This is a genomic window from Sphingomonas brevis (genome assembly GCF_023516505.1).
Lineage (GTDB): Bacteria > Pseudomonadota > Alphaproteobacteria > Sphingomonadales > Sphingomonadaceae > Sphingomicrobium > Sphingomicrobium breve.
Genome location: NZ_JAMGBB010000001.1, coordinates 1,640,183 through 1,664,387, shown reverse-complemented (window position 1 = coordinate 1,664,387; position 24,205 = coordinate 1,640,183). Strand labels below are relative to the sequence as shown.

Here is a 24,205-nt window from a genome sequence, read left to right as displayed (position 1 = left end):
GAAGGAGAGAACATGACCCGATATTTAGTCAGATGGGAAATTGTAGTGGATGCCGACAGCGCCGAAAACGCGGCCCGGAAGGCGCTTGAGGTTCAATTCGACCCCTTTAGCAAGGCCGTCGCCTTCGACGTCACGGACGAGCAGGGCGACGTTCAACACATCGACCTTGCCGAAATAGACGGCTGGGACGACGCAGACTGACAGGGCAAGCCGCATAGGAGCCAATTAGAAGCGATTTGGGAGGGGTGAGGGCCGTCGCGCTACATGGGTAGCGGGCGGCCTGCCCATTGAATCCCATGACTCGCTTCCGCTCGATTGCGGAGTCATCGACAGGCAGGGCGAGGGGTGGCGCTATTGGCCGCCAAGTCCTGAGGCCGGTAGTACAGCCACACCCGCTTTTGCGCCCGGCCAGGATGAGCAACTTTCAGCCAACGATTAGGCCAGTGATGCGTCACCTTGACCTTCATGCGCGCTAATTCGCCCTTGCCGACTAGCCGCCTAAGGCGTGAGGCGACCTTGCCGGATGAGAGGCGCGTTGCTTCCTCAATGGCGCGCGCTCTGAACGGGCCGGGCATAGCCGCCACGCCAGCCCGCACTCTGTCGAGAACGTATGGCTCGCTGATCCAGCCGTCTAAGTGATGCGTCTCGCCCGCCATGTCCCAGCCCCTAGAATTGCCGCGCATTGAGCGTCAGCTTTTGGAGCGCCAATTAGCTCCACTGCCACATTATGTTAAATCCTGCGCATCTGCCAGCGTCTCTTTCGCTGCCTCTCTGCTTTCCACTGGCAACGATCCACCTAACCGCCCTGTCCCCCGATCAGCCGCGCCGATCCGCTTGGCCGGCTGGCTGTCCCTTTTCCCTCGCCCTCGCTCTCGATCGACACCCTTTAGCTCTCCTCTCATTCCCGGCCATGCCCCGCATCCTCTATCCCGAACAATAGCAGGCAGGGGCGGGGGGGAGTCCTAACGACCCCTCCCCCTACCTATGTATGTATATAGGGGAACGGGAACGGGAACGGTTACAGAAATCCTTGTAAAACAAACACATGGGTCAAAAGCGGCCAAAGTCGTCCCCAAGCAGCCGGGAACGAGAAACGGCGGAAAACTACCATTCTTGTTCGAGCGTTCCCGAGGGCTCCATTCCCGCCGGGAACGATGACCGGGAACGGCGGATTTCTGCCAATAATCGGCTTATTCGGGGCCAAAAGCGGCTCTCGTTCCCGAGCGCGTCCCCGACCGGGAACGGCTCAACCCCGGCCGCAATGACGCGGCGAAACGGCCTGCGCGACAGTTACGTTCCTTTAACGATTTCGAAACATTTCATTGTGCAACCGATCCGGGCAGAAGAAGGAATCCGACAATATGCGTAAGTTGATTTTGGCCCTGGCGTTGGCCAGCGCGTCCGTGCCTGTCTTTGCCGACACCGGCTTCGACTTCGACACAGCCAAGCAGGGTGTCACTGATAGGTATAGCCGCGGCGTCATCACTAAGCAGCGCGACGACGAGCTGGTCACCGTCACCGTCACTCCAACCGGCGAGCAATGGGGACGCTTCATTTTCTCCGTGGCCGTGTTCAACAAGGCGGGCCAGCCGATCACCGTCGGCTCGGAAAGCATCACGGCGCAGCTGCCGGATGGAACCACAGTCGCCTCCTTGCCTGAGCATGAAGTCCTGAAGATCGCGAACAGCCGCGCCAATTGGGCCAAGTTCGGAGCCGCCATGGCAGGTGCCATGGCGTCGGCCAACTCCTATGGAAGCTACAGTGGAAGCACCTACGGCTCCGGAAGTGGCAACGTGTACGGCTACGGAGGCTATGGGCGATACACTTACAGCGGAAGCAGCTACACGAGTGGGACCTATTACGATCCGACGGCGGCGGCCATTAAGCAGCAGCAGACAACCTATCAGATCAACAACATCCAAGCCGGCCTGGACAATTTGGTTGCCAATGTAGGTAACACCTATTTCGAAACGACGACGATTGATCCGGGAACCGGGTTTGCCGGGCAAGTGATGATCGACAAGCTGAAATTCAGGAGAGCTGGCGGCGACAGTGCCAAACGCAAGGAGTTCATTGTCGTTGTGACCTTGAACGGACGGCCATATCAATTTCCCTTCCACGTGGAGGGCTAAACTGAGGGAAGGGTGCTGAATGAAAAGCAAGTTAATCGCACAAACACAGCTTGGTAGGGCCTTCCTGGTGATTCAGATCCTCGGAATAGGCATGAAAGGAACCATCCGGATGGAAAACCCAACAGGCCAGTACGGCGGACGGCTCTCAGTCGCCTAGGCGAACCGGCTCGCCTTGTTCATGAACGTATAATGCATCGAAACTCGTAACCCACCGACCAACTAAGATATTCTTTTTGTATTACGGTTGCTTCTCGTCGCTCAGCTCTCCCATCTTCGTCTCCACTATTAGGCTGCCGTAAACCGAGCATCTCCCGATTACGGCAAACCGGAGTGCCATGACAGCTTACCGAAGCTTAAAGCGGCTCAGTGGCGGGGGATCGTTGAAAGCTCGCCCCTCCGCTCGACCGGACACCGGCCCGCACGTTCCGCATCATGAACCCGTTTTGGGTCGAAACTCGTCAAAAGCGTGCAGTCTAGTTACCGCATCAACGTGCGTTGTAAGGAGACTTAGTCACCGCCATACCGCCATCCGCACTGCAGGTGACGATCACTGAACCATCGGTTGTCGGGAAGCGCGCCATTTTTAGCGCCCCCGTCTCAACAATTGATACCGGCTCGACGCCTAGCTCGTTGGCCGTCCTCTTAATTGTGGCGGCACAATCATCCATATCCATCCGAACCGTGGCCGTTTTAACGTCGGAATTCCCACCACCAACGGCCAACCCAACAATAAGCCAGACAACAAGAAGGCCTAGGCAGCCGATCCCTAGTTTCTTGGGCAGTGAGATGTCTGAAAGGGAGAAGCCCTTTCCATCATAATCACCGTCATGTGCACTCTGCGAGTACCTGGACATATTGTCGTTGATAAGGCGTAATGGCCTGCCAATCAATTTCGCATGGACCCTGAGCATTTCGACATCTGCTGGCGAAACATCCTGCCTTGCTAGTCGCTAGCCCGACCGTCTTGCTATGACCGCAATGGGTGGAAAGCGGACATCAGCGTCCGGCTCGGCAGGCTCATTCCAAGCCCACTTCGCGCCGATAATCAGTCCGACCCACGATACGAGGAAGAAAGGTAGACCTTGGTTAGGGGGAGTGGGCGAAGAGCCAGAGTCCTCTTTGTTCTATCTCCTCGACGCCGTGCTCGCCCACTTGGTCCGCGTCTAGATGCGTGGCCAGCGTCCAGTCGTCGGGGTTGATCTCGGGGGGAAGGACGCGATCCCGCCACACGATCAAGCGCAAGCTCGCGTTCTTCGCACCCGTGTAAATCGAGTATTTCGGGTCCTTCATCATCGCCCCGCGCTGCAAGCCCAATCAACCTAGCGCATTTCGTCCGGCTGCTCTAGCGCTGGGCGTTACTTTCCATTCCGTATGGCGTCTTCATTGGCTTCAAACCAGTCACCGAAGCGGTGCACTAGAATTTGCCCCTCGATTGACTCAGAACGCTTCGCAGGTTCGTTTCCGGCCTCAACAATCATAGCAAGACCTTCAATAAACTCATTCTTGAAATGGTCGCCAAAGCCAGGATGTTGTCTATTCAAGTCTAGAATATCGGCTTGTCGAGCTTCGCTAAGCGCCCTCTCGTAGTAGCTATAAATGGCGTCCCAATCTTCCTGAGACGGGGTGCACGCAACACCGGGTCCGCACACCTTGTTTTCTATTGTTGCCGCTTCATTGCGATAATTGAGGGCCGCTATGACGTGGGAAGCGGAATGTTTCGACGGCAACAACGGCGACCAATTTAAGGCGATGAAAATTCCGACGGCCAGACAGCCAGCCAAAAGGGCGAATTCGCGTCGACGATTCATGCTGCGCGTCTCCTGCCAGATGGAAGTGCATGTTGCCGACCCCCCAGCAACGGGAGTGAGCCTAACAGACGAGCTTGGGTCCGCAATGGGTCGTTTGTGGCCGGAATGGGTGGAAAGCGGACATTAGATCGTAAACAGCAGAACCGTACTGGCTACAGTCCCGGCCGCTTGGAACAAGACGCTAAACCAGAAAAGCCTGGGCTCGGATTCCCGACACGCGGGCTTCGGCATAGAAGTTACGCCCGTCAGAAGGCTACCCACGAGAAACCCGGCAAACACGAGGGTCATAACTCCACACATCAGTTGGTTACCGGTCATGGCGCACTCGACAAGATGGGTGGAAAGCGGACACTCGGAGACGGGGGCTAGAGCTTACGAACGAGAAGCACCATCGGCAGGGCAGCGATCAATACCAGTAGGCCTATCCAAATGTCTTTCGGAGTAGCGCCTTCTCCCCAGCCCCAAAAGTAATCCAGCGCGTTCCACCCCGTTATCAGCAGACCCATAACCATATAGATCGCCAACACGGAAATGAGCCCGCCTTTCACGATCTGGGTCCAGGTCTTCATGCTCATCGGTGAAGAATACGATCAAACCCAATGACCGCAATGGGTCGAAAACGGTCATTAGAATATCGCGATTCACAGCGATGATTGCGCTTAGCATAGTCGGCGGTCTGATTGCGCTTGATTGCTGTTAGATGCACAACTCGTTCGCCGAATCGCGCCTGGGGGGTTTGTAATGCGCGTGTTCCTGTTCGCGGCGTTTGCCGCTTTTTCTCTGACTGGCGCTCAGCCGCTTACGGCGCCCGCCGTTTCCCATCCGGGTGGCCTCAATGCTGAGGGCTGCCACAACAACCGCAAGACCGGCGGCTACCATTGCCATCGAGGCTCGGCCTCGTCGCCGCAACGCGCGCTTCAGGCAGTGTCATCCAGCCCCGGCCGGGAATTCGCCAATTGCTCGCAAGCTAGGGCGGCTGGTGCCGCGCCCATTCGTGCTGGCGATCCCGGCTACGGACGCCACCTGGACCGCGACGGGGATGGGGTGGGCTGCGAATGAGGGCCTGCCCGGAATGCGCTGAGAATATTCAGTCTGCCGCAAAGGTCTGTCGCTTCTGCGGTCATCGCTTTTCCGCAGTTGAAGTGTTGGATGGCGAACGCGCGCAGCGAAGCGAAGACATGCAAGGCACTCTGACCAAGGCCATTCCGGTCGTCCTTATCCTTCTATTCGTTTGGTTCTGCTCTCAGCAGCAGCCGACAGCAACGTCGACCAAACCTGAAAAAATTGTTGCGGCCAAAGAGCCGATTATGATTCGCACGATCGCTGGCGAGCCAGAAACACAGGCGTTTCTCGTCGAGCCGCGCAAGCACGTATCGTTAAGCGACCTAGCTGACGGAGTTCGTGACGCGGGATACAGATGTGAGGCGGCTAAGGCATTCCATCAGATCGAGGAAAATGGCGAAGTGATGGACGTCTACAAACTCGATTGCCTGAAGGAGTCCTACCAGCTGACGCTCGTTGCCGGTAACGCGCACATCAAACCTTGGACGGGCAATATCTTCGGCCCATGATTGTGATGCTTTCACTCGCGGTACAAATCGTCACCGCCGGCCAATCATTCACTTGCACCCCAACTGCTGTTTGGGATGGCGACGGCCCGATATGGTGTGCTGAAGGTCCGCGCGTCCGCCTGGCCGGGATCGCTGCTCGCGAGATGGATGGCAGTTGCAGTCCGGGCCAGCCGTGCCCCAACGCCTCAGCAGAAGCAGCGAGAGACCAACTTGTCGGCCTGTTAGGCGGCCCGAGAGGAAGGCTGGCAACTGGCCACATTCGGGTCGCCGCTCGACCAATGAATTGCCGATCGAATGGCAGCGCGGGCGGCAGCCGAACCGCAGCATGGTGCATCCTCGCAAATGGCGTCGACCTAAATTGCGCGATGATCCGTTCCGGCTTGGCGCTTCGATGGGATCGCTATTGGCGGAGCCACAGGTGCATTTAATCGATGTTCCGACAGCAGCAGCGCTGGGAACGGACTCACTTTTGACTCATTGGTTACCTATGTCGGCCACAATAGGCCGTTCATCGAGGCGATATTGCAAAGGCGCTAAGACGAGCGCAATGAACGTTCATCACCGGTTCGGCACCACAGGTGACAGGGGTTATTCTGGCCATGCCTACTGAGATCAAGACTGACGCGAAGCTGCTCGCACGGCTGGCTGCGTCTACAAAAACAAAGGCTTCCAAGGCCCGCCTGCGCAAGCAGCGCGTATCATTCATCTATGGTGCGCTGCCGAGCGACAGCACCATTACCCGCGACCAGATTGAATCAGTCCTAGGCAAGCTGGAAGCCTAAGCACCATCCCCACCATTGGCGGTATGTTCGTCGAGCAAGCGACTAAGCATCGAATGTAGCGGCGCAAGATCGGGAGGGTTGCCCGCTGCTAGGACAGCGTCCGCGTGCTTGAGTGCGGCGACATATTCGTCACGGTTTGCCCTGATTAGCTCGGGTAGCAGTGTGTCCATGTCGATCCACCCGCCGACCCTGAGACAGAGGACAAAGAAGCACGTAACTCTGGCGGTGCGTCCATTCCCGTTCACGAACGGGTGTATGTGATTGAGCCGCCAAAGGACGTAGGCCGCTAAATATACCGCATCGGTCTCGGCCCAGAAGCGGTTCACCTCATCCACGAACATGTTCATTAGGCCGGGCACGGACCAAGATGGAGGCGGCTGGAATGCCCCTTCGCCAGTTCCCACGTGAACTTCGCAAGGCCGCCAAACTCCGCAACTGGAGTGTAGGCAGGCAATTGCGTGATAGTTAAGCGCCTTGATGACCTCCAACGAAAGCATAGGTCGGTTTAATTGCACCGAAGCGTCAACGAGCGAGCGCAGAAGGCCATACTGCCGCGACAGATTCGAGATAGTTAGTTCCTGATAGACAGGCCCATTCTCGTCCGGGACTATATCGAATACGTGCATTGGCCCTCCACCTATTTGACCATGGGTCAAAATTTCTACCGGTCAACCGAGTCGTAACATTATTTGGGCGCGGCTCTTAGGTTCGCCTGTGGACAGAGTTGCCCTCAAACAGGCCGTCCAGCGCGTCGGCTTAGAGCGACGGCCGCGCCCTTCTGCTGTGCCACTGGCATTGGAGCATCGAGCGAGCCGGGGAACACTCACTAGACCGGGGATTCACAACGTGGCTCGGCTCTCCTACATGCAGCCCGAGAGAGGGAGCGGACACTATGCCATTGATAATCGCGCTTGCCTTGGCCGTTGCCGGGGAGCCTGTCAGCGCCACGCCGGCCACCTACGAAAACTGCCTAGCGATTGCATCTGGCGAGGTCGCCGCCCGGCACCCTGCCGACCCAGCCAGAGACATTGCCGAACTCGTAGTCGACTACTGCGAGGATGCTACCCGACCGGCCGGGAGCGGTACGCTGTCGGATGAAGCCGCGAAGATCAGCGCCGACGCCGATGTTGCCGATATCGTTGAGGTCTATCGCCTGTTGCGCGAGGTTGCCCATGGGGTCCACGCTCAGGACGTGGACGACACCGCTGCGGTCATTGAGAAGAATTGGCCGCGCACCCCACAAGGAGCCGCGAAGTGACCAACGAAGCACAATCCGCGACCCAGCTGCGCCGCAACCTCGGCATCATCGGCAAAGCGGTCACCGGCACGTTCGGAGCCACTATGTTCGCGTGGAACGCAGCCGTGCTTTGGGGCGACCTTTACGGCAAGCCGAAATGGTGGAGCGGCTTCTACGCGGCTCACGGCTGGATGCTGACAGCCTGGACGCGCCTTGCCGTTGGCTCGTTCGTCGCCATGGCCGCCGCCCTGTTCCTCTACGACACCGCCTTCAGCGACCGGAGCGGCTGACAGCCACTCCCCTATTCCGCGTCGACCGCTACCAGCCCCAGCGCCGCCTTCGCGTCGTCCTGAATCTCGCCCTTCAGGTCTTTGAACCAAGCGACTTGCTGCTTCCGCGCGGCCTCGGCTTCCTCAGGTGAGCCGTTCTTCTGCACGTCCGTTAGCTCGCGCCATTCAGGCGTCTCGATCATCGCGGCGAATTCCACCGGCAGCCGCTCCCCGACCTTGGCCCGATAGTCGTACTTCTGCCGATCGGTTGGCCGCCCGCCGTTCGCCTTGCGAAGCTCGCTCTCGACACCCAGACCCAGCCGCACCGCTTCTGCGTTGATCGCCTCGCCCTTGCCCGTGCGACGCTCGACAGGCGACACAAGCCGCTCTGCCGTGCTGCCTTCCTTGGCGATCGATCGACCCCACACATCAAGTTTGCCCGGCAAGTCGTCCGCCGCGCCCGGCACTCTCGCCCTGATCGCATCCGTGACGCTCTTCGCCTCGCGCGGGCTATCGTCGACAGCCTGGGCGACTTGCGCCAGCCCTTGCGGCACCGCGATTGTAGCAATGGCCTTGCGAACCCATTGTGGCCCGTAGCGCTCAGGGTCGCTCAGAATCTCGCCCATGTCGGCCAAGCCCTGAAGCCACGTCTCGTCACCAAGATTGCTGATGACCGAACCCAGCATTGTCCAAGCGTACTGCTCGCGCTGCCGATCCGTCATGGCCGACTGCTTTTCCACGAAGTCCGCGACCATGCCGGGGATAGTCGTGAGCGGATCGAGCCGGGCATAGCTGTAATACTTGCCGCCGACCTTGACGCTGTACGGTTGCCAGCCGTCCGCCTGAAGCGCCTTGCGCGCCTTTTCATCAGCTGGACCGCCGCCGGTAATCATGCCGTCCTTGGCATAGGCCCACGTCCCGGCCAGCACCGAATTGCCGACCATGAACCGGGCAATCGCCTGATCCGCACGAGCGCCGCCGGCCAACAAGTCGGCTCGCCATTCCTTGACCAACGGCGCAGCCGGGGAGCGCTCGCCAGCAAATTTGACGAGGTTCACCGGAGTCTTGAGGAACGGCAGGAACAGCTTAGCCGCTGGCGTTTCATTCACCCACCGGGACAGCGCGGCCATGCCAGGCTGAAGCCGACGCTGGAACGTCACGTAGCGCGCATGTTCAGCCGCCGCTTCAACGACCCCTTCCGGCGGGTTGTCGGTAAGCTCGACAATACGCCGCTTCAGAGCATCGCCCTTCAGCCATTCATTCTTCGCCAGCCGCACGGCCCGCGACGCGACTTCGCCGCTATAGGCCATCGACTTAAAGAATTCGTCCGACGCCGACAGGAGCCGCGTCGGCACCCTGATGACCTTGCCCTTGGTTCCCCTGATAGCGCCCTCAATGGCCGCCTCAGTCTTGCCGGAGCCGTCCGACGTCTCGCCGGTGCGCAGAGCCCGGCCAGCTGCCTTCAAGCCAGCCGTGAAGCCTTGCAACGTGCCGACCGTGCGAGCGCTTATCTCGCCAGCATAAACCCGGTCGCCAGCTTCCTTGCCCGCGAGCTTGCGAGCAGTCGTCCGAACCGCGCCGACACCCGCCGCCACAATCGTTTCGGGGATCTGTGTCGCTTGCGTCACCGCGTTCGAGAAGAAGTTGACCACATGGGTTCTCGGGCCGGAGAGCAGCGCGTTGATGTAATATTCGTTGAACTTGTCGCGGAGCCGTGGAGCCGCCGCGGCTTTGACCGCCTTCGCTACCTTGGCCTTGTCGCCATTGGCCGCAATCTCGACCAACTGGCCCGCCAAGACGTCGATGCGCCCATGCCCGCCGCTCCGGCTCAATAGCTCGGCAACGGCTTCCCGGCTTCCAGCGCTCGCCTTCGCCAGCATCCGGTACTGCGAGAGCGCGCGACCGGCCTCAGCCGCCGCGCCAATGGCATGATCCTGAAGGGCCGCCGTCTGTTGCAACGACTTCAGGAACGCGGCCTTGTCCGCGTCGCTGCCACCCTGAGCCTTCTTCGCCAGTGCAATCGTCTGTTCGAGCGAGGCCGCGTGGAGATTGCGAAGCCCGTACGCCTCGACATGGGATAGCGGCTTGCCGCCGCGACGCTTCAGGAAGTCGTCAGGCGTGAAGCCCATCGCCTCCGCAAGCTCGGCGGTTTCCTCGTGACCAACCGGGCGACGTGACGGGCTCGGCCCGCTCGCCTCGTGGATCGCCTTGACCGCTTGCCCAATGTCGTCGGCGCTTTCGATCTTATCCATGCGGACATTCGCGACCTTCAGCACCTTGGCCGCTTCGTTCTCATAGGCTTCGACCGGCGGTTGGTTCGCAGCCAGGTCGGCCTCAGTCGCCGGAGAGCCGCGCTCGGTAGCCAACGGCATACCCGCTTGCTCGGCTTGCTCAACAAGGTAGCGCTCGTCGCGCGTCGCTTCGTGCGTGGCGACTTCTTCCATGTCGTCGGGGTGGAACCGGCGAGCGCGCCCGCTATGCGTCTCTTCCAGCGCATCGAGGAATTCAGCAACCGTTGGCCGCTCGGCATGATCCGGGAAGTACCCGGCTTCCCATGCTAGCTCTGCCGCGTCGTCCAGCGTCATGCCGTCGCGCTTCACCAATCCACCAAGGAAGCCCTCGCCCCCGGCGAAGTCCTCGCCCTTGCGTGGCTTGTTCGTGATGCCAAGGTGACGAAGCTCGCCGCCTTCGTCCTGGACGCCGCCCTTGGAGCGCAGGAAGCCCACGAGGTCGAGCGGCCCGCGTTGATTGCGCGCCCCGGTTGGCGTCGATACCTTGCGCGTCGTTAGCGTCTCGTTCTCGTCGGGAGCCTCGACCTTTTCAAAGCGCGACGGCTGGGCCGCCTCCGCCTCTGCTAGCGTCTCGACCCGGTTCGACGGCTTCGCCAGCACGTCACCCGGCTTCAGGTCTTTGACCGCTTCCCGCACTTCAGCAGGGCGCGCGGCCTCGGCTACCGGCACCGCGTCGTCGCCCGGTCGAACAGTCCGAACCGGCTCGCTAATCTCGGGAGCCTTGTCGCCCTCGACAGCCATTGCCGCACGAGGCTCGCGATCAGGACTCGCCACAGCGTCGTTTGCAGCCGTTGGCTTATCCGCGCCCGGCTCGACACCGCGACGCGCTGTAGCCCCCGTTTCCGGCGGCTGGGGAGTCGATTGCTCCACGACGTCATCAGCGACCGAGCCCAGCGCGTCGGCCTCGGCCTTCGTGAGCTTGCGATACAGGGAGCCGCCGACGTTGATGACGCCGCCGAACGTACCGCCGACAGCAGCCCCGCCGACACCGCCAACCGCAGCGCTCGGCAATCGATCGATCGCGCCACCCTCGCCAGCGCCTTCACCGGCAACCGCGCCTTCAATAGCACCGGCCTTCGCGCCGGCCTTCACCGCCGCCGCCAAGCCTTCCTCAGCTTTGACCGCTGCGCCGCCCGGCAACGCCAAGCCCGACACCAGCTGTCCACCCAGCCGCATGTACGGATGATCGCGCTCGTCGGCTGCGAGGATGCCCCGGTTCAGATCGATGTTGCTGTCAAGAATATCACCAAAGGAGCGCTCGCTATTCCAAACGCTCTCGCGACCGTCGGTGCCGCCCAATGCGTCGACCACACCCCCGGCTTCATCAAGGAAGTTAACCGGATCAGCGAAGCCGCGAAGCGCCGCGCCTGTTGCGCCGTCCGCGTTCGCTTTCGGCACCGGCAACTTATAGACCACATCGCTGCCAACTTGGCCGCTCTTGCTAATGCTGTCGGCAACGTCTGCCGCGTTGGCGACGTCGAAACCGAACGAGCCGAACAGATCAGTGATTTGTTGCGCCGACGGCTTTGACTTGGCGAGCGCGACCCATTGCCCCAGCTGTTCGTTGGTTAGCTTTTGGCGCACCCCTTCCGGCAACTCGTCGGCGAAGCCGCCAATCGCTTCCCGGTTGTCGGTGACCTGGACAGCTGGGCCGCCGTCGCCGGTAATGGCCCCAGCAATCCGGTTGATAGTCGGAGCTATGCCGACGCCTTCCGTTGGCGGCTGGGGAGCCGGATCGGCCGCGACAGCCACGTTGGCCGGCGCAGGGATCGCAGCAGACGGAGCCTCAGCCTCAAAGCCTTCCGGCAACGCCTCGATTTCAAAGCCTTCCGGCAAACCATCGGAGACAACGGGCGCGCCGGGAGCGCCGCCCCAGCCGGGAAGCTGGACGTGAACGTGCGGTTTCGCTGTGCCGGTTTCGTCGATCAGCTTCGCGCCGTTGCCCCATTGCTCGACAGCGTGGCGAGCCGCCTTGCGAACGTCGCCCCAGCTTTGACCCTCACTCGGCACTAGGTCGACAGCATCCCCCTCTAGGTGAAGGCTGTTAGGCGCTGGCGTGTACCCCTGTCGCCGCATGTCAGCCTGATGCTCTGCCGTCCGATAGCCGCTCGTGACCGTGACCCCCGCGTTCGCGAAGAAACCACCCGGATCGAAGGTTGACCCGGCCACCGCACCACCGGATTGAGAGGATTGGTAAGGTGCAGCAGCCGGGCCAGGGACGCCCCCGGATGCGGTCGGGGGAACTTCAATCTCAAAGCCTTCAGGAAGGCTCTCGACTTCAAAGCCAGCGGGAAGATCGCGGAACATTAGAGGCGCACCCACTGACCGCCACGGCGAACCATACGGACGCCTTGCGGGTTCTTAATCACCATGCCCTCAGGATAGCCGCCGGAAGCAGCCACCGCCGGAGCGGGGCGCGAGCCGGGCCGCGCCTTCCCGTCGCTGCCGCCGTGCTGATAGCTGTAGCCGCCGCGCGTCGTCGCATTGGTGGCCGCGTTGTTCGCAGCCGACGTCTCCGTAGTGCGCCGATTGTTCGCAGCCGATGTGTCAGCTGCATAGACGCGGCCTTCATAACCCCGGTCGGCCCCGTAGCGCCGCGCGTCAGCGCCGATGCGAGCCTTGCTCAATTCGTTGTCATAGTCCTGTTGGCGAATGTCGTCGGCTTGCTCAGGAGTGAAGGCCGAATCCTGCGTCGGGATATGACCGGCATAGGTCGCGCCGCGCATCATGTCGGCAATCGTCCCGCCCAGGACGAGCGGAGCAGAGCCGACGTCTTGCGCGTTGATCGCCTCATTCGCAGCCGCCGCATGCAGAGCGTTGCCATAGGCAAGACGCTGCGCCGCGTTCATGCCGGAAACGAGCTGCGCAAGCGGACTCATTTTCTGCGGCACTGGCAAAGCCGCCAAAGGATCAACGCCCGGCGCGGGCTCTTGCGGCCTAGTGGGGTCGACATAGGCGACGTAATTGGGATTACCCTCGGTCATCATGTCGAAGGCAGCGCTGTTGGCATCGATCAACGCTTGCCGCTGCGCCGTCCGTAGCTGCCTATCGGCTGTGCTGGCTTCATTGGTGCCAATCTGGCTTTGCATGTACCGGCGCTTCAGCTCGGCATCCTCGCGAGCCTGTTGACGAGCCGGGCCGCCAAAAACGAGCTCGCCAATGACGGAGCCAAGGTTGCCCAACATTTCCTGATTGCCGCTGTCCCCGGCGTAATACTGACTTGATCGCATCATGTGTCCGTCCCCCTCTCGATTAGCGCACCAACGGGAGTAGGCGCTGGAACATGCTGCTGCCGTTCGCGCCGATTGCGCTGCCGAACCCAGCCGCCGTCCCCGCCGTGCCGCCGCCAGCCGCCGCTCCCGCGCCAGCTGCGCCGCTGCCAAGGCCGCCGCTAATTGCCGCCATACCGGCTTGCTGCATCAGCGAGCCGAGCCCTTTGAGGGTTCGTCCCTTTTGAGCCGCCGCTTGCATTTCAGCGTCCAGCACACCCATCGAGCCGCGCCTGAAGCTGCTAATCCGGTCGACTTCCTGAGCGTTGCGAGCCGTGCGAATACTGTTGCGAAGCATCTGATCCGTGGTGCCGCCCAAGCGACCAAGAGCGGTAGCAAAAGCAGCGGTGCGATTGTCAGCCGTCGCACCAGCCTTGGCCGCAGCATCGGCCACAATGGACGGCGCGTTGGACGAGCCAGGCAAGTAACCCTCTGCCGCCGGAGCCGCAGATACCGCCACATCATTGAGAGCCGCCGTGTTAGCCGCAGCTGCCGCGTCTATCGCGTCAGCGTTCGTCAAGTCGCCAGCCGAGTTAAGACTATCCTCGAACCGGCCCTGTTGCTCGGCATCGAACGCCTTTTGACGGCGACGTTCCGCGTTGAATGTGTGTTTCATGGCGCTGTCGGCCTTGCGCTGTCCAAGCATGGACGCGCCGGTTCCCGCCGCCGCGAGAATCGCCCCGATTGCTAATGCCGGAAGGCACATAGGCTAACCCCCTCTCATGTCGAGGGGCCAAGCCGCTTCGCATCCCCCTCAGGGAAATGTCATACGAATCCCGATACTTCCGTCACGACTAAATCGACCGTCCGCCGCACACTTGGCAAAGAAAAAGGGGGCGCTTCGCAGCACCCCCTCAATCGATCGATTGGCAGTCAGACCTTAGGCATAAATGGTCTTGGTTTCGCCGGGCTTCAGGTGATGGTTGACGCTGAAGATCGGCAGCACATTGGCCGGTGCCGACTTCGCCCAGCGCGACAGCGATTCCAAGTACGTCTCGCCCTCAATATAAGCAATCGAGTGAAGGGCTTTTTGCCCATGATACCGGGGAACATTCAGCGGACGGCAAGGGTCGTTGTTGACTTCGCGAGTTGCGGTTTTGGGCATGGGGCGATTTGCTCCTTTTGGTGCAGCGACGGGGAAGGGCCGCGGCTTAACATAATGCCGGGCTTGCAGGGAAGCGGTCGCTGCCACCGCTCCCCACAATTTCTAACAGTCAGGCCGCCTCGGCTTCACCGCCTTCCGGCCGGACGACGAACAGGCCGTTGCCAGTAACGGCAAGCTCGCCGTCATCTATCAGGCCGCCAATGGCCGCTTCGAGCGCGTTGCGACCGATACCCGCGACTTCAGGCGCGTTCAGCTTGTGAAGGCCGCTCTTGCCGCTCTTGTTGACGCGGACACCCTCACCGGTAACCCGGGCAATCGCGGCCAGGACGCGCGGCTCAATGTCCGCCTCGCCTTCGTCGTTCGCAACCGCCGCGTCCTCAATCGGCATGAGCCTCAGCGTGGCGTCATCGGTAGAGAACAACCGGCTCTGATCCTTTGGCAACCACACTTGGCCGGGGAGAAGATTGTGCTTCACCGTCGTCACCTTGCGGCGACCATCGCGCATCGCTTCAAGCGCCATGACCATGCGCGGCAGATTGATGAAAGCGCGAGAGCCGGAAATGCGGTCGAGCAGCGCGCCGCGTCCTTGGCTGAAATGGTGCAGCACCAACACCGCCCACTTTTTCCGCTGTGCAAAGTCCTTGAGGGGTTGAAGGAATCGAGCGACTTCCGCGCCGTCAATGTGACTGCCGCCAGCAAGCGACGTCACGCTGTCGACGACCAGGACGCCGTATTCGTCCAGCTCTTCAAATGCGGCTAGCGCACTCTTGTAGAACGCGGGACCGCTGCCAGCCCTGAGCTTCAAATTCGGCTCGCCCCACGTCCCGCCGAACGCGGCTTGCCGATCCGCGATTTCTTCCTCACTTTCCTCGCCCGTAATCAGCGCAACCGGATAGGTCCCGGTCACCAGCTGCCCAAGGAATTCCTTAGGGCCGGTCGACGATCCAGCCGCCATGAGCAGCGCATGGGCCGCGCTCGTTTTGCCAACACCGCCCTCGCCGGCCAGCATCGCCAGCGCGCCAAATGGCAGCATCCCCTCGACAGCATAGCGCGAGCCGCTCCGGTCAACTTCCTCAGGCGCGAACACCATCGGAAACAAATCCAGCCGATGACCGACGTTCGCTAGCCGCGAAAGCCGCCGCTCCATTGTCTCAGCCGGGACCGCGATACGCGCCACCAAAACGGCCAAGCTCTCGCCGGTTTGCACCAAGTCAGCATAGCACTCGGCCAGGTCGCCCGGTTCCAACCATACAACCGAAGCGTCCCATTCGCCCGGCAACAAGCCCAACGACGGCGCGGCAGGAGCGCCCTGATCCCGGTTTAGCAGCGGGAATTCAACGTCGCCGTCGACAACCAGCCAGCCAGCCAACACACCAATCCGGGAAAGCGCGTCGAAGTCGGCACGCTCCAGCCCATCGTCAAGCGAGACGCGGAACACCTTGAACCGATCGACGAACGGCGCAGCTTCAGCGACTTCCTGAGCTTTCAATTCTTCCGCCTTGGCAAGCATCGCCTCGTGCGCCGCTTGGGCTGCCTCGAAGGCTTCGACCTCAGCAACATGTACCGCGCGCGCCTCGACAACCTTGCCGTCCCACTCGGCAATCGCCTCCGGTAAATAGGCCGCGCGAGCCTCGATCCGCTCAAGCTCGCGCTTTGCATCCTTCAGCCCGCTCTCTGCCTGTTGCTTGACCGGCAGAGCCTTGGCCGCTTCGTCCCGGATCGCCCCGAGCCGTTCCCACGCCGCTGCTATGCGAGCCCTGAGGAAATCGCGGAACGAGCCTTCAGCATCACCTTCGGCTTCGCGTTGCATCGCTTCCGGCAAGTCGTCATCCGGCCACAGCGCGTCGCTCTGCTGCAGATGCGCCGTCACTTGCTCGGCAATCTCGACAGGATCATGGCCCTGCACCGCATACTGAAACGCCTTAGCCAGAACCGTGTCCCGATTGCGCGTGTCGGCCTCGGCAACGAGCACATCAGGCACCGTCACATTGGCCGCCGCCTCGAACGCGTCGACCTTGGCTTTAGCCGCGGCTCGCAGCGCCGGGATTTCCTCAGCTTCCCCAGCCAGATTGCCAGCTATGCGCTCCGCATTGGCAACCGCCTTTTGCGCGGCATGAACCACGCCCTCGGCGCGCTGCGCCTTGCTTTTCAATCCAACCGCAAGCCGACGCGCCTCGCGCGAATTCGTCACTTCATCAATGTCAGTCATGTCCCCGCACCCCCTCAATCACTCAGCAGCCGGGCCGCCGCCCTTGGCCGCGTACGCCTCCACCGTCCGCAACAGCTTCGCCGCGTTCCGCCTGAATTGCCCGGCCTCGCTCATGCGTTGCCGCGCCGCCCGCTCAATCCGCTCGGCATAGTCCCCGGTCGGCAACATCGCCGCCCTCGCCTTGGCCGCGTCGCTGATCGCGAGCGCCAAACCCTCAGGACGCGACAGCGCTACCAACCCAGCCGTGAACGCAATCGCAACCGCCACGTCAGTCGGATCGCTCGCTTCCGCAAAGTCCGCATCAAGCGAAGCCGTCGTTGCTTGCTGCGTCGAAAAGTCGAAGCCGTTGGCAAACTTACGCTGCACAAAGAGCAGCACCCGCTCGGCCAAATCATTAGCCTGGATGCCCGCCGCTACCTCGCGAACTTCGCCACGCGCAGCCAGCCAATCAGCTCTCGCGCTGTCGAACTCCCGTGACGCCTCAGCCGCAATCTCACGAGCCCGCTCGACCGCCTTGGCCGTCTGCGCCGCGTCAGACATTGGACACCAGCCGCTCGTACGTGGCTTGAGCCGCGCGCACATCGACCCGCAAAAAGGCTAGCCGCCTCCACGCAGCCCTGATCCGCCGCTGCCTGAGCCACGTATGAAACCGGGGAGCCGCCCGCCGCATCAGGCGCTCCATTACGACACCGCGCCGACAGAGAGGGGGCGCGGATCGATTACCGTCCCCTGCGCCGCCCTCAGCCAACGCTCCATTTCAGTTCGAGTGAACAGCGTGCGCCTGCCGACCTTGCACGGAAACAAGCGGCCCGCGTTAATCTCAGCGTAAAGCGTGAACCGGCTAATCCCCAGCATCCGGCAGGTATCTTCTATCCTGAAAGCCAGCTGCTCCACCGGATTCGTTTCAATCATCATCGTTCGCCAACCCCCGTTTGCTGGTGTTTGTGTGCGTTTGTTATGAACAGCAAATATGCGGGCGGACTCGGCAATCAATACTAAATTTTACAGTCAAGCGACTGAAATGACTAAGTAATGCCGACAATCTGTAGGAACGCGGAAGGCGAGATTGGCTGAAAAGCGCGGGATGATTTGTGCGCTCGACTACAAGTTGTCGGAGACACACTTGCGCGAAAAAAAATTAGAGCGGGGGTCCGATACGCCCGCGCGGCACGGCGCTGGGGTGGTGGCGGGGGGTCAACCGCCGCGTGACCGGGGAAGGGGGGGGCTGATTTGTCGGTTGTTGTCTGTCGCAATCTTCACTGGTGACAGACAGTAATCGAGGGCGATAGTTCGACGGCTCCACGCAAAAGGAGACCACCCCATGAACACCGATATGACGCTCACCGTGAGAGAGCCCAGCACCCCGCCTCGGCAGCGCGAGTTGTATTGGTCCAGGGCGATTGACGAGGCCGAAACCATTGGCCGCGAGCTGCTTGTGACCGATGACCGGAAGGGCTGGGTAAAGCGCCTAGATCGCCTTCAGGCTAGGATAGATCGCCTACACCGGCGGCAGTATGACGTCGACGCGCTGGTTGTCCTTCACCCGCTCAACGGCGTTCAGATGCTAGTGCCGCTATGCGAAGCGCCGACCGCCCTCCGCGCCTTGCTTGAGGCATCCCAAGTCTGATATTCAAATGATGGAACCCGCTGGGGTGGCGTACCGGTTTTGTCCGGGCGACCTATCTGCACTAGCAGCGACCGAAGCGGGTTCCAACTGCCTCGCGGTCGGGGGAGCCGTCCCGGTCTTTAAGCGCTGCCACGTCTGTCGTCCGGTAGCGTCGAGGCTTTCTGCCGCCGCTTCGCTTCCTTGTCGATCATTACGAGAATCGACCGCGCCGTGGCCTTTGCCTCAGGGAACGCGAGAGGGTGAGCGATGATGCGCTCGCATGCCGCCTTCAGCTTGGGATCAGCCAGCTTGTTCGCAATGTCGAGCAACGTCGCCACGCCCGGCAGCTTACCGGCAATCGGTCGACCGGCAACCGGCCTGTTTCAGACCCGCTTATTAGGGAGATTGAGGGGGAAGTTTTGCGGGAGCACCGCTAAGTCATTGAAAACACTGGTGACCCCTACGGGAATCGAACCCGTGTTTCAGCCGTGAAAGGGCCGCGTCCTAACCGCTAGACGAAGGGGCCACATGACGTGGTGCGTGGCGCGCCTAGGCGATGCTCCAGATTCGGTCAAGCCGCAGCGGCATCCTCCAGGTGCATTTCCGCCGCATTGCCGCCGTTCCATTCGTCGCGCTTGATCGTCCCGGCCAGCCACCAGCGCTTGTCGGCCGGCGACGCCAGCAGTGCCTGGCCAAGCTCTGTTTCCGCGGCGCGGAAGGCGATCAGCTTGAACGACTTGCCGTCATCGCCGACGGCAATTGCCCGGACATGGCCATTGCCGACAATCCCTGGCCGCATCAGCCGCGCGGGCCCGGCTGCGACACGGGGGGCTGGCCAACCGGCGCCATAGGGACCGGCGGCATCGAGCGCGTCGCACAGGCTCGCCGCGACGCCACCTGGGGCCAGCAGCGCGTCCAGCAACAGCGCACGTCCGCCGCGGGCAGCTTCGACATCCGCGGCCATTCGCTCGGCCAAGAAGGTTCGCAGTGGCTCGATACCGCCAGGCGCCACCGTCAGCCCCGCCGCCATGGCATGTCCGCCCCCCGCGAGCAGCAGGCCACTATCCTTCGCTGCAAGAACCGCGGCTCCAAGATCGACTCCGGAGATCGAGCGGCCCGAGCCCTTGCCTGTACCGTCCTCCTCCTCGGCGATGACGATGGCGGGGTAGCCGAATCGCTCCTTCAACCGGCTGGCAACGATGCCGATCACGCCAGGGTGCCAGCCGCGCCCCGAGACCAGAACCAGCGGGCCGCCCGACTGAGCGCCGGCCGCTTCGCCGGCTTGCTCTGCAACCAGCATCTCAATTGCCCGCCGCTCCTCGTTCAACCTGTCGAGCTCGGCGGCGATGGCCCGTGCTTCTTCAAGGTCGGTCGACGTCAGGAGACGGACGCCAAGGTCGGACTTGCCGACGCGGCCGCCGGCGTTGATCCGTGGACCCAATGCGAAACCGAGATCGCGCGCGGTCGGCGGCTTCACCAGCCGGGCGGCCTCGGCCAGGGCGTTGAGACCGATGTTGCGCCGCTCGGCCATCACCTTGAGGCCTTGGGTCACGAAGGCGCGGTTGAGCGTCTTCAGCCGCGCGACGTCCGCCACGGTTCCGAGTGCGACGATGTCGAGCAGATCGATGATTTTTGGTTCTGGCTGGCTGTCAAAGCGGCCGCGGCTGCGAAGCTCACGAAGCAAGGCGACGCCGAGCAGGAACGCCATGCCGACCGCAGCGACATGGCCGTGCGCGGCGCCGATCTCGCTTTCATCGAGTCGGTTGGGGTTGATTAGCGCATGTGCCGTCGGCAGCAGGGTCGCACATTGGTGATGATCGCAAACGATCACCTCAAGGCCAACATCGGCCGCTTCCTGAAGCGCGTCAAAGGCCTGCGCTCCGCAGTCGACGGTGATCGCCAGGCTGGCCCCGCGCCGCTTCAGCTCGACCAGGGCAGCACCCGACGGGCCATAGCCTTCCATCAGCCGGTCCGGGATATAGATCATCGGCTCGACCCCCAGCCGGCGAAGCAAAAGGGTGAGAAGCGCCGCCGAGGTCGCTCCATCGACATCATAGTCGCCGAAGATGGCAATGGCCTCGCCTCCTTCGATCGCGTCGGCGATTCGAGCGGCCGCCTTGTCCATGTCCTGGAACGATGACGGGTCGGGCAGGAAGTCGCGGATGGTCGGCGCGCGATGGCGGGCGAGGTCTGCCTCTTCTATGCCGCGCCCCAGAAGCAGCTGGTCGGTGAGATCGCGGCCGAGATCGTCACCGCCAGCACGCCGCCAGCGCCACGGCTGGCCGGTCAGGCTCCGCTCGACGCCGCAGGCAAACATTTCGGTCATGCCAGAAGCTCGGCGCGCAGCGCTTCTGCCGCGGGGCGCGCAAGTGCCGGTACGTGATGATCGGCAAAGCCGCTCCCGCCGGCGACGCCAAGCCGCAGCGTGCAAATTCCGAACAGGCGGCTCCACCAGCTCTCGGTCAGGTCGACGCTCTGGATTTTGCGCGTGGGCACGATGTTGCGACGATGTCGCCACCAGCCTGTTTCGACAAACAGCGAGCCGTGGTCCAGCGCATAGCGCGTCCGTCTCCACGCCAGCCAGCGCATCGCGATCATGGCCGCGCCGACCGCTATGCCAAGCAATCCGATGGGCCCAAGCGCGATCAAGGTCGCGACCGTCGCAATGGCCACCGGCACCAGCGCAATCAAATGAGAATTGACATAGGCCTTGGACACGGTCCGCCATGTTCCTGTGGTCGGCACGATCGGCCAGCCGAGGGAATCAAGGATTGATGCCGCTTCGCCGTCGTCGGCGAGGGGTGCAACCACATGATCGCCCCTACCGCCGTCCTGGGCGAGGCTCTGCAATTTCAGGACCCACCAGCCGAAGTGTTGCCGAACCGGACCATTGGCGAGGATTGCCGCTTGCGCCCGCTTCGCGGGTATCGAGACATCGGTAAGGGTCAGCAGGCCCCGGCGCCGGCGAAAGCCCGTCTCGGTCCGGTCGAGCCGGAAGCCATGCTCGCGCAACGTGGTGCGGACCAGCCCGGTGCCGACCCCGAGCAGGATCAGCAGCAGCGAGCCACCGATGACGGCAATCATCTGGTGCGCCATCACCAAATTTTGCAACGGGCTCGATCGAGCAAGCAGGTCGGTCCAGAATCGCGGTTCGAACGGGTCGAATCCCAGCGCATCGCCCATCGTCTGGGTGAGGCCGAACAGGCCTGCGATGACCGCCAGGGAAAAGTTGAAAAGCCCAGCGATGAGGATCCTGCGGGAGTTCATCGCATATATCGCTCGCGGTTCCGTCGCCGGGCGAGTGGCCGCGTGGGGTCCCGCGAACCCGCGGCGCGCCCGGATATGCTCGCGCAATGCCTCGGCCCGTTCCAGCGCAATGGTGTGAAGGACTCCTTCCTCCTCCTTGCTGCCGGCGGACGCGCCAGTCTCAAGCTTGACGCGGGCGAGGCCGAACAGCCGCTGGACAGGATCTTGCTCCAGGTCGACGTCGGTTATCCGGTCGAACGGAATCGCCCGGCTGGTGCGATTGAGAAAACCGCTGTCGATTCGAATTTCATGGTCCCCGACGCGATATTCGAGCTTGAGCCAGCGCAGATAAAGCGCGCCAATTGAAAAGGCCCCGAACAGCACGGTCATCATAATCAGGGCCCACCAACGTCCCTGGCTGGCGAACAAGGCGCCGAGTGCCAGCATGCCCCAGGCGCCCCGCAATGACCGCCCGAGCCCGGTAAGCAGGTAGAGCGGATGGAGCCGCTCGGCCGGGCCGAGCCCGTCATGTGATGTGCCTAGGGCGATCGCCTCGCTCATTCGGCGTCAGCGCGAATTTCGGAACGAATCGCTTCGCGGATCTCGGCTGCCCGCTCCGGCGACAGGCCAGGCAGGACGACGACGCTATTGTGCGTGCCGGCGGTGTGGACGACCAGGCTGGCCGTTCCGAACAGCTTGTCGACCGGCCCGCGGGTCACGTCGATATGCTGGACGCGGACGAATGGGACGACGGTGTCGGTGTGGAACAGCCAGCCGCGAACGGTACGAAGTCGCCGCCCATCCATCGCATAGCCAAGGCGGCGATAGATCCGGTCGGGCGCCACGATGATCGCACTCAGTCCAACCGCAACTGCGAGTGCCGGAAGCAAGCCTGCAAATGATGTGATCGCCAGGAAATTCCGATCGACCACCAGCGATGCAATGAATACCGGGACCCAAAATATTGCCGCCCTTACTCTTAGGGCGCTGCGATAGGCTGGTTCTACCGGCTGCAGGTCGGCCGGAATGGCAAGGGCTGTCATGCACCGATAATATGGTGCTTCGGCGCGCTCACAAGGGTTTGTGATATTCGGTTGTAACCCTTCGAACGGTGCCAGTGCTGGCCCGCATGACGATGCTCTCGGTAGTTGTGCACCCGCCCTTCCGGCGCTTGACCCCATTCAGCAGCGACCCGTCGGTGACGCCGGTAGCGGCGAAGATACAGTCGCCCTTGGCCATATCTTCCATCGAATAGATGCGGTCGAGATCGGTAATGCCCCAGCGATGCGCGCGATCGCGCTCGTCGTCGTTGCGGAAAATCAGCCGGCCCTGCATCTGACCTCCGACGCAGCGCAGCGCGGCCGCGGCAAGCACGCCCTCCGGTGCTCCGCCGCTGCCGAGATAAATGTCGACGCCGGTATCCGGGTCGGTGGTGGCGATCACCCCGGCGACATCGCCGTCGGGAATCAATTTGATGCCGCAGCCGAGCGCCCGAAGCTCGGCGACGATCGCGTCATGGCGCGGCCGGTCAAGCACGCAGGCCGTGATGTCGCTTGGCAGCACATTCTTGGCCGCGGCCAATGCGCGGACATTGTCGGTAACCGATTTCGCCAGGCTGATCGTGCCTTCGGGGAAGCCGGGACCGATCGCGATCTTGTCCATATAGGTGTCGGGTGCGTTGAGCAGGCAGCCCTGCTCGGCGATTGCCAGTACGGCCAGCGCATTGGGGCCCGCCTTGGCGGTAATGGTCGTGCCTTCCAGCGGATCGAGAGCGATATCGATCGCCGGGCCATCGCCATCGGCCGACCCGACCTTCTCGCCGATGTAAAGCATTGGCGCCTCGTCACGCTCGCCCTCGCCGATGACGACGGTGCCGTCCATCGGCAGCTCGTTCAGCGCGGCGCGCATCGCTTCGACGGCGGCGGCGTCGGCGGCGTCATTGTCGCCTCGCCCAATCCATTTCGAAGCGGCAATCGCGGCGGCCTCGGTCACGCGGACCATTTCCAGGACGAGGACGCGGTCCAGGACGTGACTGGCTCGAACGTGGCTGGCGCTGCTCATGATGTGACGGACTTCCCATGGTGTTGAATCGTTTGGCCGCCGATAGGATTCATCAGGGGCGCGCGCAACCGCTCGTGTCAGTCCTCGTCAGCTTGATGTTCCAGGATGTGCGCGCGGACCTGGATCGAGCGGATGCCAAGCCGTGTCTCGTGCAGGAAAATGGCAAAGCCGAGCCCGGTGCAAATCATCGCGGCAATGAACAGCAGGGCGATCGCCGTTCCGTACCGGTAACCCGTAAGGAAGGCCATGAAGAGCAGTACGACGACCAGGGAAATCAGGACGGCCGCAAGTACCGTGGTGAAGATCGCCGTGCTGACGACCCGGCTGCGGCGGTCGAGCAGCCTGACTTCGCCAAGCAGCCGGTCGTGTTCCTCGCCACGGCTGCCCAATATGCGCGGTTCGAGTGTCCGCATCCGATCGACAATCCGCGCCAGGCGTCCGGCGCAAACGTTGAGGAAGGCGCCAAGTCCGGCAAGCAGGAACACGGGCGCGACCGCCAGCTGGATAATCTGGGCGAGGTAGCGCAGGTCCGGCGTGTGCGGCAGGATCGAGCTGGTGTCCATTTGCCTCTGTTAGCGTGGCGGCGAAAAATAGCGATACGGGAGGCATCGCATGGACG

At 62.2% G+C, this 24,205-nt stretch carries 27 protein-coding genes and 1 tRNA gene; 9 read left to right on the top strand and 19 right to left on the bottom strand.

From position 1 onward, the window contains the following. Positions 1 to 12 precede the first annotated feature (12 nt). Positions 13 to 201, top strand: a complete 189-nt coding sequence (locus LZ518_RS08525) for a hypothetical protein (RefSeq protein WP_249915575.1) — start codon at positions 13 to 15, stop codon at positions 199 to 201. Between the two features lie 1,160 nt (positions 202 to 1,361). Next, positions 1,362 to 2,132, top strand: coding sequence for a hypothetical protein (locus LZ518_RS08520; RefSeq protein ID WP_249915574.1), 771 nt, complete (start codon positions 1,362 to 1,364; stop codon positions 2,130 to 2,132). 485 nt (positions 2,133 to 2,617) lie between these two features. On the opposite strand, the gene LZ518_RS08515 is transcribed toward LZ518_RS08520, so the two are convergent. The 4 genes from LZ518_RS08515 to LZ518_RS08500 all read right to left on the bottom strand — a co-directional run bounded on the left by LZ518_RS08515 (position 2,618) and on the right by LZ518_RS08500 (position 4,515). Beyond that, positions 2,618 to 3,043, bottom strand: coding sequence for a hypothetical protein (locus LZ518_RS08515; RefSeq protein WP_249915573.1), 426 nt, complete (start codon positions 3,041 to 3,043; stop codon positions 2,618 to 2,620). Between the two features lie 175 nt (positions 3,044 to 3,218). After that, positions 3,219 to 3,425 carry a hypothetical protein gene (locus LZ518_RS08510; RefSeq protein ID WP_249915572.1) on the bottom strand — a complete coding sequence of 69 codons (207 nt, stop codon included), beginning with the start codon at positions 3,423 to 3,425 and terminating at the stop codon, positions 3,219 to 3,221. 62 nt (positions 3,426 to 3,487) lie between these two features. Further along, positions 3,488 to 3,940 (bottom strand): hypothetical protein, encoded by a 453-nt coding sequence (locus tag LZ518_RS08505; protein WP_249915571.1) that lies wholly within the window; start codon positions 3,938 to 3,940, stop codon positions 3,488 to 3,490. A gap of 365 nt (positions 3,941 to 4,305) precedes the next feature. Further along, positions 4,306 to 4,515 (bottom strand): hypothetical protein, encoded by a 210-nt coding sequence (locus LZ518_RS08500; protein WP_249915570.1) that lies wholly within the window; start codon positions 4,513 to 4,515, stop codon positions 4,306 to 4,308. A gap of 166 nt (positions 4,516 to 4,681) precedes the next feature. Between LZ518_RS08500 and LZ518_RS08495 the strand changes: the two genes are divergently transcribed. The 4 genes from LZ518_RS08495 (at position 4,682) to LZ518_RS08480 (ending at position 6,293) form a co-directional block, all read left to right on the top strand. Next, complete coding sequence (locus LZ518_RS08495) at positions 4,682 to 4,999, top strand: excalibur calcium-binding domain-containing protein (protein WP_249915569.1); 318 nt, start codon at positions 4,682 to 4,684, stop codon at positions 4,997 to 4,999. Next, entirely contained in the window at positions 4,996 to 5,511 is a 516-nt protein-coding gene (locus LZ518_RS08490; RefSeq protein WP_249915568.1) for a zinc ribbon domain-containing protein, read from the top strand. Before LZ518_RS08495 ends, LZ518_RS08490 begins: the two co-directional genes overlap by 4 nt. After that, positions 5,508 to 5,939 (top strand): thermonuclease family protein, encoded by a 432-nt coding sequence (locus LZ518_RS08485; RefSeq protein WP_249915567.1) that lies wholly within the window; start codon positions 5,508 to 5,510, stop codon positions 5,937 to 5,939. The genes LZ518_RS08490 and LZ518_RS08485 overlap by 4 nt, the downstream gene beginning before the upstream one ends. Before the next feature lie 171 nt (positions 5,940 to 6,110). Next, positions 6,111 to 6,293, top strand: a complete 183-nt coding sequence (locus tag LZ518_RS08480) for a hypothetical protein (RefSeq protein WP_249915566.1) — start codon at positions 6,111 to 6,113, stop codon at positions 6,291 to 6,293. Here the strand turns inward: LZ518_RS08480 and LZ518_RS13615 are convergent. After that, complete coding sequence (locus LZ518_RS13615; protein WP_431358233.1) at positions 6,290 to 6,790, bottom strand: Fic family protein; 501 nt, start codon at positions 6,788 to 6,790, stop codon at positions 6,290 to 6,292. The genes LZ518_RS08480 and LZ518_RS13615 overlap by 4 nt on opposite strands. A 395-nt stretch (positions 6,791 to 7,185) precedes the next feature. On the opposite strand from LZ518_RS13615, the gene LZ518_RS08475 reads away from it, so the two are divergent. Beyond that, positions 7,186 to 7,551: a hypothetical protein gene (locus tag LZ518_RS08475; RefSeq protein ID WP_249915565.1), complete on the top strand. Its 366-nt coding sequence runs from the start codon at positions 7,186 to 7,188 to the stop codon at positions 7,549 to 7,551. Next, complete coding sequence (locus LZ518_RS08470; RefSeq protein WP_249915564.1) at positions 7,548 to 7,820, top strand: hypothetical protein; 273 nt, start codon at positions 7,548 to 7,550, stop codon at positions 7,818 to 7,820. The genes LZ518_RS08475 and LZ518_RS08470 overlap by 4 nt, the downstream gene beginning before the upstream one ends. An 11-nt stretch (positions 7,821 to 7,831) precedes the next feature. On the opposite strand, the gene LZ518_RS08465 is transcribed toward LZ518_RS08470, so the two are convergent. The 7 genes from LZ518_RS08465 to LZ518_RS08435 all read right to left on the bottom strand — a co-directional run bounded on the left by LZ518_RS08465 (position 7,832) and on the right by LZ518_RS08435 (position 17,588). Continuing rightward, entirely contained in the window at positions 7,832 to 12,397 is a 4,566-nt protein-coding gene (locus LZ518_RS08465; protein WP_249915563.1) for a M15 family metallopeptidase domain-containing protein, read from the bottom strand. Continuing rightward, the gene (locus LZ518_RS08460; protein WP_249915562.1) at positions 12,397 to 13,323 is read right to left on the bottom strand and encodes a hypothetical protein; all 927 of its coding nucleotides are present in this window, start codon (positions 13,321 to 13,323) and stop codon (positions 12,397 to 12,399) included. Before LZ518_RS08460 ends, LZ518_RS08465 begins: the two co-directional genes overlap by 1 nt. A gap of 19 nt (positions 13,324 to 13,342) precedes the next feature. Continuing rightward, positions 13,343 to 13,975 carry a hypothetical protein gene (locus tag LZ518_RS08455; RefSeq protein ID WP_249915561.1) on the bottom strand — a complete coding sequence of 211 codons (633 nt, stop codon included), beginning with the start codon at positions 13,973 to 13,975 and terminating at the stop codon, positions 13,343 to 13,345. A 264-nt stretch (positions 13,976 to 14,239) separates the two neighbouring features. Next, entirely contained in the window at positions 14,240 to 14,464 is a 225-nt protein-coding gene (locus LZ518_RS08450; protein WP_249915560.1) for a hypothetical protein, read from the bottom strand. A gap of 109 nt (positions 14,465 to 14,573) precedes the next feature. After that, positions 14,574 to 16,673 carry an AAA family ATPase gene (locus tag LZ518_RS08445; protein ID WP_249915559.1) on the bottom strand — a complete coding sequence of 700 codons (2,100 nt, stop codon included), beginning with the start codon at positions 16,671 to 16,673 and terminating at the stop codon, positions 14,574 to 14,576. An 18-nt stretch (positions 16,674 to 16,691) separates the two neighbouring features. Continuing rightward, on the bottom strand, positions 16,692 to 17,213 hold the full coding sequence (locus tag LZ518_RS08440) for a hypothetical protein (protein WP_249915558.1): 522 nt from the start codon (positions 17,211 to 17,213) through the stop codon (positions 16,692 to 16,694). Positions 17,214 to 17,354: 141 nt separating this feature from the next. Continuing rightward, entirely contained in the window at positions 17,355 to 17,588 is a 234-nt protein-coding gene (locus LZ518_RS08435) for a helix-turn-helix domain-containing protein (RefSeq protein ID WP_249915557.1), read from the bottom strand. A gap of 406 nt (positions 17,589 to 17,994) precedes the next feature. Between LZ518_RS08435 and LZ518_RS08430 the strand changes: the two genes are divergently transcribed. Next, positions 17,995 to 18,300, top strand: coding sequence for a hypothetical protein (locus LZ518_RS08430; RefSeq protein ID WP_249915556.1), 306 nt, complete (start codon positions 17,995 to 17,997; stop codon positions 18,298 to 18,300). Between the two features lie 119 nt (positions 18,301 to 18,419). Here LZ518_RS08430 and LZ518_RS08425 read toward each other — a convergent pair whose 3' ends face one another. The 7 genes from LZ518_RS08425 to LZ518_RS08395 all read right to left on the bottom strand — a co-directional run bounded on the left by LZ518_RS08425 (position 18,420) and on the right by LZ518_RS08395 (position 24,149). Beyond that, a complete protein-coding gene (locus LZ518_RS08425) occupies positions 18,420 to 18,617 on the bottom strand; it encodes a hypothetical protein (protein WP_249915555.1) in 198 nt (65 codons plus the stop codon). A 113-nt stretch (positions 18,618 to 18,730) separates the two neighbouring features. Further along, positions 18,731 to 18,805: transfer RNA gene (locus tag LZ518_RS08420), tRNA-Glu, on the bottom strand. Between the two features lie 45 nt (positions 18,806 to 18,850). Continuing rightward, positions 18,851 to 20,605, bottom strand: coding sequence for a single-stranded-DNA-specific exonuclease RecJ (recJ, locus tag LZ518_RS08415; RefSeq protein WP_249915554.1), 1,755 nt, complete (start codon positions 20,603 to 20,605; stop codon positions 18,851 to 18,853). Continuing rightward, positions 20,602 to 22,086: a PH domain-containing protein gene (locus tag LZ518_RS08410; protein WP_249915553.1), complete on the bottom strand. Its 1,485-nt coding sequence runs from the start codon at positions 22,084 to 22,086 to the stop codon at positions 20,602 to 20,604. Before LZ518_RS08410 ends, recJ begins: the two co-directional genes overlap by 4 nt. Further along, positions 22,083 to 22,568: a PH domain-containing protein gene (locus tag LZ518_RS08405; protein WP_249915552.1), complete on the bottom strand. Its 486-nt coding sequence runs from the start codon at positions 22,566 to 22,568 to the stop codon at positions 22,083 to 22,085. Before LZ518_RS08405 ends, LZ518_RS08410 begins: the two co-directional genes overlap by 4 nt. 28 nt (positions 22,569 to 22,596) lie before the next feature. Then, the gene (gene glpX / locus LZ518_RS08400; RefSeq protein WP_249915551.1) at positions 22,597 to 23,586 is read right to left on the bottom strand and encodes a class II fructose-bisphosphatase; all 990 of its coding nucleotides are present in this window, start codon (positions 23,584 to 23,586) and stop codon (positions 22,597 to 22,599) included. 77 nt (positions 23,587 to 23,663) lie between these two features. Then, positions 23,664 to 24,149 carry a DUF2721 domain-containing protein gene (locus LZ518_RS08395; protein WP_249915550.1) on the bottom strand — a complete coding sequence of 162 codons (486 nt, stop codon included), beginning with the start codon at positions 24,147 to 24,149 and terminating at the stop codon, positions 23,664 to 23,666. Positions 24,150 to 24,205: the final 56 nt, after the last annotated feature.